Source organism: Nocardioides sp. P5_C9_2 (assembly GCF_054049555.1).
The window spans coordinates 1-8196 of sequence record NZ_JBFUMD010000134.1; the positions used below are offsets into that span (position 1 = coordinate 1).

Annotated in this window: 8 protein-coding genes; 4 read left to right on the top strand and 4 right to left on the bottom strand. The window is 71.9% G+C overall.

From position 1 onward, the window contains the following. A partial coding sequence (locus tag ACXJKL_RS08865) for a methylmalonyl-CoA mutase family protein (RefSeq protein ID WP_457206698.1) occupies positions 1-1427 on the bottom strand: 1427 nt, incomplete at its 3' end. Between the two features lie 150 nt (positions 1428-1577). Between ACXJKL_RS08865 and ACXJKL_RS08870 the strand changes: the two genes are divergently transcribed. From ACXJKL_RS08870 to ACXJKL_RS08885, 4 genes are all read left to right on the top strand, one after another. Beyond that, positions 1578-2666 carry a glycosyltransferase gene (locus ACXJKL_RS08870; RefSeq protein WP_457206699.1) on the top strand — a complete coding sequence of 363 codons (1089 nt, stop codon included), beginning with the start codon at positions 1578-1580 and terminating at the stop codon, positions 2664-2666. Between the two features lie 123 nt (positions 2667-2789). Beyond that, entirely contained in the window at positions 2790-3473 is a 684-nt protein-coding gene (locus tag ACXJKL_RS08875; protein ID WP_457206700.1) for a succinate dehydrogenase cytochrome b subunit, read from the top strand. Between the two features lie 18 nt (positions 3474-3491). Continuing rightward, positions 3492-5540: a fumarate reductase/succinate dehydrogenase flavoprotein subunit gene (locus ACXJKL_RS08880; protein WP_457206705.1), complete on the top strand. Its 2049-nt coding sequence runs from the start codon at positions 3492-3494 to the stop codon at positions 5538-5540. Continuing rightward, positions 5537-6280, top strand: coding sequence for a succinate dehydrogenase/fumarate reductase iron-sulfur subunit (locus ACXJKL_RS08885; protein WP_457206701.1), 744 nt, complete (start codon positions 5537-5539; stop codon positions 6278-6280). The genes ACXJKL_RS08880 and ACXJKL_RS08885 overlap by 4 nt, the downstream gene beginning before the upstream one ends. A gap of 138 nt (positions 6281-6418) precedes the next feature. Here the strand turns inward: ACXJKL_RS08885 and ACXJKL_RS08890 are convergent, their stop codons facing one another. The 3 genes from ACXJKL_RS08890 to ACXJKL_RS08900 all read right to left on the bottom strand — a co-directional run. Further along, positions 6419-7234, bottom strand: a complete 816-nt coding sequence (locus ACXJKL_RS08890; protein ID WP_457206702.1) for a hypothetical protein — start codon at positions 7232-7234, stop codon at positions 6419-6421. A gap of 140 nt (positions 7235-7374) precedes the next feature. Beyond that, the gene (locus ACXJKL_RS08895; protein ID WP_457206703.1) at positions 7375-7602 is read right to left on the bottom strand and encodes an SCO4848 family membrane protein; all 228 of its coding nucleotides are present in this window, start codon (positions 7600-7602) and stop codon (positions 7375-7377) included. After that, positions 7599-8196: YhjD/YihY/BrkB family envelope integrity protein (locus ACXJKL_RS08900; protein ID WP_457206704.1), on the bottom strand; the 598-nt coding region annotated here is incomplete at its 5' end. The genes ACXJKL_RS08895 and ACXJKL_RS08900, both read right to left, overlap by 4 nt.

Sequence of the window (8196 nt, forward strand, 5' to 3'; positions counted from 1 at the left end):
GCCTCGAAGGCCGCGCCGTGGCGCCGCACCGGGTCGGGGTCGCCGGCGCGCTCGGGCAGCACCTCGGCCAGGTTCGGGAACTCGCTCAGGCCGGTCAGCGGCCGCCGGCGGGTGGCGACCTCACCGGCCCGGACCGCCGCGGCCTCCTCCACGCGGGCGAGCAGGGAGCCGTCGTCCAGCGCGGCGACGATGCCGCCGGCCGTCTCGATCCGGCCGAGCTCCTCCCACGCCACGCGGGCGAGGTCGTCGGTCAGCCGCTCGACGGCGTACGAGCCGCCGGCGGGGTCGGCCACCCGGGCGACGTGGGACTCGGAGATGAGCAGCGACGAGGTGTTGCGGGCGACCCGGCGACCCAGGGCGTCCGGCACCCCGAGGGTGACGTCGAAGGGCACGACGGTCACGGCCTCCGCCCCTCCCACCCCTGCCGCGAACGCCGCGACGGTGCCGCGCAGCATGTTGACCCACGGGTCGTACGAGCTGAGCATCGGCCGGCTGGTGACGACGTGCTGGCGCATCGCGGACACGTCGGCGCCGCCGCCGGAGAGCTCGACGACCCGCGCCCACAGGCGACGTGCGGCGCGCAGCTTGGCGATCGTCGGGAACTGCTCGTCGGTGGCCGCGAGGCGGAACTCGATGAGCCCGAGGGACTCCGCCAGCGACAGACCGGCACCGGTGAGCACGCGCAGGTACGCCGCCCCGGTGGCGATCGCGTAGCCGAGCTCCTGGGCGTCGGTGGCCCCGCGGTCGTGCAGGGCGGTCGCATCGACGGTGACGCCGAGGACGCCGTGCCGGTGCGCCAGGCGGGCGACGGTCACCATCGYGTCGAGGTCCACGTCGACCTCGTGGCGCACGCGGGCGCCGACCGGGTCGGCACCCAGGTTGGTGCCGGGATGACCGTCGACGCCCTGCTCCTCGAGGACCGCGAGCAGCGCCTCGGCGGCCAGCACCGGCTCGCCGGGCGCCTCGAGCGTCACCGGGGCGAGGTCGGCGAAGACCCCCCGCAGCACGGTGGCGAGATCGGTGGCCGCCAGGCCGCGGCCGAGCTCGACCCACAGCGAGGTCGCACCGTTCTCGAGGTCGACCAGGACCGCCTCGTGGGCGGAGGCGGCGTCCGGGCCGAAGACCCAGGTCCGGATGTCCCAGTCGCCGGCTCGGGTGGGCCGCCCGCTCGTCGCCAGGTCGGCGACGCTCTCGCGGGTCCCGATCGGGGCGACCGGGATCCCGTCCAGCGTGGTGCGGGTCAGCGCCTCCCACGCGGCGGAGTCCGGGTCGTCCTCCCCCAGGCGCCGCGCCTTGCGCAGCACCGCGGCGGCCGCGGCCTCCCAGGCGGCGGCGTCGCCCTGGTCGTCGGGGGAGGCCAGCCGGAGCGATCCCTGCTCGGGCTCCAGCTCCGCCGGCTCTTCGAGGCCGCCTGCTACGTCGGTCATGGGCGCACAATAGGCCCGTCCGGGGGGTCGGGTCAGGGGCCGGTCCTATGGCGTACCTCTCACCCGGGCGGTCCCGGCCTTCACCCGGCGTTGACCTGCGGTTCGCCCTGGCGACCGCCCCCGTCGGTCGCGGACCGCCAGTGTCCCTCCATGGAGACCCGTCGGATCGCGCTGGTGACCGAGACGTTCTACCCCGCCGTGGACGGCACCACCACCACGCTCAAGCAGGTGGCCGACCACCTCATCGACGCCGGCCACGAGGTGCTCATCGTCGCCCCCGGGCCCGGGCTGGCGACGTACCGGCGCAGCCAGGTGGCCCGCATCCGGACGCTCGAGACGCCCGGGCGGCAGGTGCGCGAGGCACTGGCGCGGTTCGAGCCGGACCTCGTCCACGCGGTCTCCCCCGGCTCCGTGGGCCGCAAGGCGATCGCGCACGCTCGACGCCTCGGGGTGCCGACGCTGGTGGTCCAGCACGCACCGTTGACCGAGCTCACCCGCGAGGTCTGGCTGGCCAAGGTCGCAGCGCGGGCCGACGCGCTGGTCGTGACCTCCGACTTTCTGGTCGACCGGCTGCACCGGCTCGGGCTCGACCCCGCCGTCTGGGAGCCCGGGGTCGACACCCGTGCCTTCACACCCGCCCTGCGGGACCGGTGGCTGCACGACCGGTGGTCGCGGGCCAGGTCCCGTGAGGGACGGCGCGTGGTCGTCGGCTATGCCGGCAGCCTGCACGTGCGCCACGGCGTACGCCGCCTCGTCGACGTCGCGGACCTGCCCGGCGTGCGGCTCGTGGTCATCGGCTCCGGGCCCCAGGAGGCCTGGCTGCGCCGCCGGCTGCCGCAGGCCAGGTTCACCGGGGGGCTGCGCAACGGCGACCTCGCCACCGCCCTGGCCTCGCTCGACGTGCTGGTGCACCCCGGGGAGCAGGAGACGTGCTGCCACGCGCTGCGGGAGGCTGCGGCCAGCGGGCTGCCCGTCGTCGCCCCTCGAGCCGGCGGCGCTCCTCGCGTGGTGCGCGACCTCGAGACCGGGCTGCTGTACGACCCGACCACCGGTTCGGGCCTGCGGCGGGCCGTGGAGTCGGTCGCCGGCGACCGGCACCGTGCTCTCCTGGGGGCGCGGGGGCGTGAGCTCTGCACGCGGACGTGGCCGGACGCGTGCGAGGAGCTGGTGGCCGACCACTACGCCCCGCTGCTCGCCCCGGTGGAGCTGGCCGGGCGACGAGGTACGCCCGTCGACTGACCCTCGATGCGCCCGGATCGGGCGTCCCCGACCGGACGCATGTCACACTCCCCCACCCCCACCTGCGCGGTCGCTGGCGGTACCGTGACCTCCGTGGCTACGCAAACTTCAGCCCCGACCCTGGTGAGGGGTTCTCGGGCGGCCCGTTCGACCATCACGCTCAAGATCTTGATGGCCGCCAGTGGCATCGTCTTCATCGGCTTCGTGCTCGTGCACATGTACGGCAACCTCAAGGCCTTCGCCGGCCATGACGCCTTCAACGAGTACGCCCACCACCTGCGCACCTTCGGGGAGCCGATGCTCCCGTACGAGGGGCTGCTGTGGGTGATCCGCGTCGGCCTCATCGTGGCGCTGGTCGTGCACGTCGGCGCGGCGTACGCGCTCGCGCGGCGGGCCTCGACGGCCCGCACGCAGAAGTACGCCGTGAAGAAGAACCGGGCGTCCTCGCTGTCCTCGCGCACGATGCGCTGGGGCGGCGTGACGATCCTCGTCTTCCTCGTGTGGCACCTCCTGAACTTCACCATCGGCAAGATCAACCCGTCCGGTGGGGCGACCAACGACCCGTACAACCTGGTGGTCGACACCTTCGACCTGTGGTGGATGACGCTCATCTACCTGGTGGCGATGCTCGCCCTCGGCCTGCACCTGCACCACGGCACGTGGAGCGCGCTGCAGACACTGGGCCTCACCTCCACCGCCGCAGCGCGGAAGCGCGCGAAGACCGCCGGCTGGGTGCTCGCCGTCGTCATCGCCGGCGGCTTCTCGCTGGTCCCCCTGTTCGTCCTCTTCGGCGTCATCTCCAAGTAAGGGAGCCGACACATGGCCATGACTGATCCCTCCGGGACCGTGTTCACCAACCAGCCCTCCGTGCAGACCTCCGACGACGCCGCCGGCTACTACACGCCCGGCGAGCCGCTGGTCGACGCGAAGGCCCCCACCGGCCCCATCGCCACGCGGTGGACCAACCGCAAGTTCGAGAACCGGCTCGTCAACCCGGCCAACCGTCGCAAGCTCGACGTGATCATCGTCGGCACCGGCCTGGCCGGCGGCTCCGCCGCGGCCACGCTCGGCGAGGCCGGCTACAACGTGAAGTCCTTCTGCTACCAGGACTCCCCGCGCCGGGCGCACTCGATCGCCGCCCAGGGCGGCATCAACGCGGCCAAGAACTACAAGGAGGACGGCGACTCCGTCCACCGCCTCTTCTACGACACCGTCAAGGGCGGCGACTACCGCTCGCGCGAGTCGAACGTCTACCGCCTGGCCGAGGTCAGCGCCGACATCATCGACCAGTGCGTCGCCCAGGGCGTCCCGTTCGCGCGTGAGTACGGCGGGCTGCTCGACAACCGCTCCTTCGGTGGCGTGCAGGTGTCCCGCACCTTCTACGCCCGCGGCCAGACCGGCCAGCAGCTGCTGATCGGTGCCTACCAGGCGCTCGAGCGCCAGGTAGCGGCCGGCACCGTCACGACGTACACGCGTCACGAGATGCTCGACCTGGTCATGGTCGACGGCAAGGCGCGCGGCATCATCGCCCGCGACATGGTCACCGGTGCGGTCGAGACGCACACGGCCGACGTCGTGGTGCTCGCCTCCGGCGGCTACGGCAACGTCTTCTACCTCTCCACCAACGCGATGGGCTGCAACGTCACCGCCGCGTGGCGTGCGCACCGCAAGGGCGCCTACATGGCCAACCCCTGCTACACGCAGATCCACCCGACCTGCATCCCGGTCTCCGGCGAGCACCAGTCCAAGCTGACCCTGATGAGCGAGTCGCTGCGCAACGACGGCCGGATCTGGGTGCCGAAGAACAAGGAGGACTGCGACAAGGACCCGCGGGACATCCCCGAGGAGGACCGCGACTACTACCTGGAGCGGATCTACCCGTCCTTCGGCAACCTGGTCCCCCGCGACATCGCCTCCCGCCAGGCCAAGAACATGTGCGACGAGGGTCGCGGGGTCGGCCCCAAGGTCGGCGACTTCCGTCGCGGCGTCTACCTCGACTTCGCCGACGCCATCGCCCGGCTGGGCAAGGCCGGCATCGAGGAGAAGTACGACAACCTCCTCGACATGTACGAGCGGATCACGGGCGAGAACCCGTACGAGGTCCCGATGCGGATCTACCCCGCCGTGCACTACGTCATGGGCGGCCTGTGGGTCGACTACGACCTGCAGTCCAACATCCCCGGGCTCTTCGTGACCGGTGAGGCCAACTTCTCCGACCACGGCGCCAACCGCCTCGGCGCCTCCGCGCTGATGCAGGGCCTGGCCGACGGCTACTTCGTGCTCCCCAACACGATCCGCGAGTACCTCGCCGACGGCCCCTTCGAGCCGGTCGGTGCGGACCACCCCGAGGTCGTCGCCGCCCGCGAGGCGGTCCAGGCCCGGATCGAGCGGTTCATGTCGATCAACGGCGAGCGCTCGGCCGACAGCTTCCACAAGGAGCTCGGCCACCTCATGTGGGAGTACTGCGGCATGGACCGCAACGCCGAGGGCCTGCGCAAGGCCATCGACGGCATCCGCGAGCTGAAGCGTGAGTTCTGGTCCAACCTCAAGGTGCTCGGCACGGCCGACTCGCTCAACCAGAGCCTGGAGAAGGCCGGCCGCGTCGCCGACTTCCTCGAGCTCGGCGAGCTGATGTGCATCGACGCCCTCAACCGGCGCGAGTCCTGCGGCGGACACTTCCGCGGCGAGTCGCAGACCGAGGACGGCGAGGCGCTGCGGATCGACGAGGAGTTCGCCTACGTCGCCGCGTGGGAGTTCGCCACCGCCACGGAGAACGACCCCAACGAGCCGCAGAGCTCGATGGGCAGCCCGGTCCTGCACAAGGAGGACCTCCTCTACACCGCGATCGAGATGAAGCAGAGGTCCTACAAGTGAAGCTCTCCCTCAAGATCTGGCGTCAGGCCGACGCCACCGCGAAGGGCGAGATGCGCGCCTACGAGCTCGACGGCGTCTCGGAGGACATGTCCTTCCTGGAGATGCTCGACGTCCTCAACGAGCAGCTCAACGCCGCTGGCGAGGACCCGATCGCCTTCGACTCCGACTGCCGCGAGGGCATCTGCGGCACCTGCGGACTGATGATCAACGGCCAGGCCCACGGCCCGGAGGTCACCACGACCTGCCAGCTGCACATGCGCACCTTCTCCGACGGCGACGAGATCACCATCGAGCCGTGGCGCGCCGACGCGTTCCCGGTCGTCAAGGACCTCGTCGTCGACCGCGGCGCGTTCGACCGGATCATCCAGCAGGGCGGCTTCGTCTCGGCGAACACCGGCTCGGCCCCCGAGGCCAACTCGGTGCCGGTCCCCCGCGACAAGGCGATGCGGTCGTTCAACATGGCGACCTGCATCGGCTGCGGCGCCTGCGTCGCCGCCTGTCCCAACGGGTCGGCCTCGCTGTTCATGGGCGCCAAGATCACCCACCTCGGCGAGCTGCCGCAGGGCCAGCCCGAGCGCGACGCGCGCGTGGTCAACATGGTCGGCCAGCACGACCACGAGGGCTTCGGTGGCTGCACCAACATCGGTGAGTGCACGGCCGCCTGCCCCAAGGAGATCCCGCTCGACGTGATCAGCCAGCTCAACAAGGACCTGCGCACCGCGCTCAAGCACGGCCACTGATCCTTCCGCTCCACTCCCCCTGGCCCGTCCGGACACCCGTCCGGCCGGGCCAGTGGTGTCTCCGGGCCGGCGTGCTCCGCCGACACGCGGGCGGGCGGTGAGCCAGCCACGTTCCGGCCGCGTCGGAACGTGGCTGACTCACCGCCTGCGCGGCCGCGCCGGACAAGGTCGTACGACGTCCGGGAGCTGTCGGAAGAGGGTCGCCCACAGCTCCCCGAACACCGGAGCCGGCCCGTCGTACCCGCCCTCGACCAACAGACGGTGGATGCGCCGGACCGAGACCCGAGGGGTGCGCATCAGCTCCTTGGTGATCAACTCGTAGCCCACCCCGGATCGCCGGTAGGCCGCGTAGCGATCGATGTCGCTGGTGTACTGGGCGCGATCCTCCTGGTGCTGACTCCCCTCGTACTCGACCACGCGTCGCCACGCCGGGAACCAGAGGTCCGGGGTGACGACGAGGGCCTCGGTGAGCTCGAGGGACTCGTTGACGTCGGGCTCGGGCAGGCCGGCAAAGCGAACCAGGGCCAGGACCTCCGCCTCGGGCAGGGAGCGGCAACGTCGGTCGAGGTGCTCGCTGACCCAGCGTGCCTCCGCGCACCCGCGCCGCCACGGCTGGTCGAGCACGAGTGCCTCCAGCAGAGACATGTCCATCAGGGCGAGGTGCAGGAGCACGCTCCCGACCTTGATGGCGTCGATGGGGCGGGTCTCGGCGCAGTACGCCACGAACGCCGCCTCCGTGCTGACGCCCTCACCGTCCACCGGGGGCATCATCATCGTGCGGTGCAGGAAGACTCCGGGCAGGGCGAGGTGATGGTCGCCCTCGACGACGAAGTGCAGGGGCGTGCGCGGCCCGTKGTCCAGGCCCAGCTCCTGGATCCGGGTGATGCCGGTCGTCCGGGCACCCGCCGGCAGGGCCAGGCGGGCCGCACGGAGGTCGTCGGCGAAGCACCACACCGCTCGCGGGCGCGTCGTACGCCGACACGCGGGTCGGGGGTGCGCCGCCCACCCTCGCTCGTCGAGGAATGTGGCTGGCTCACCGCTCGGGCGGGGTCGGGCGAGTCGCCCGGAGGTCGGGGCGGGCTGGCGGAGCCGGGTCAGGAGCGGGAGCGCAGCACCTTCGCGCCCCAGACGGCGAAGACCCCGCCGAGGACGAGGTTCGCCACGATCAGCCCCGTGTGGGCGATCCAGTAGCCGGCGGGACGGTCCTCGCCGGCCGCGTGGGCGGCGTACAGGTTCTTGGTGAACATCCCCCACGTGAGGGCGTTCCAGGCGGCCACACCGACCAGGAACAGCCCGTGCCTGCGGGTCAGGGTCATGCTCATTGCTTCCTCCTCATCACGGCGACGAGCGCCAGCATGGTCGCGGCGCCGGCCGCGAAGGCCCCGACGGGCCGGGTCGGATGCGCGGACGGGTCGACACCACCGAGGGTGGGGCTGTGCTCGACGACCTGTTGCAGGTCGATCTGCGGCCCCTCCACGTCGCCCTCGCGCCATGCCTCACGCTCGCGCTGCGCCCGCGCCGCGCGGGTCGTGTGGGCCCAGGCCGCGGAGAGCACCACGACGCGGGAGAAGTAGTTCATCCAGACCACCAGGATGAGCGCGATGCCGAAGGCCTGGGCGGCCGGCTGCTCCTTGGTGCCGGCCAGCAGGAACGTCGAGAGCTGCTTGAGGGCCTCGAAGACCAGCGCACCGACCAGGGCGCCGGACCACAGCKACCTCGACGGCACGTGCGGGGCGGCGAGGACCCGGAAGAAGGCGAAGAACAAGACGATGCTGGCGACCAGACCCAGGGCCAGGCCGATCGCCCAGACGACGGGCTCGACACGGGCGCCGAGCCCGAGCAGCTCCAGGATCGGTGTGGCCAGCTTGGTCGCCACCCCCGAGACCGCCACGCTGAGGAGCAGCACGGTGCCGAGG

What these genes read in the sequence shown, in the direction of transcription:
- ACXJKL_RS08880 (WP_457206705.1), top strand. Translation starts at nt 3,492, where the DNA reads ATGACTGATCCCTCCGGGACCGTGTTCACCAACCAGCCCTCCGTGCAG.
- ACXJKL_RS08870 (WP_457206699.1), top strand. Translation starts at nt 1,578, where the DNA reads ATGGAGACCCGTCGGATCGCGCTGGTGACCGAGACGTTCTACCCCGCC.
- ACXJKL_RS08895 (WP_457206703.1), bottom strand. Translation starts at nt 7,602, where the DNA reads ATGAGCATGACCCTGACCCGCAGGCACGGGCTGTTCCTGGTCGGTGTG.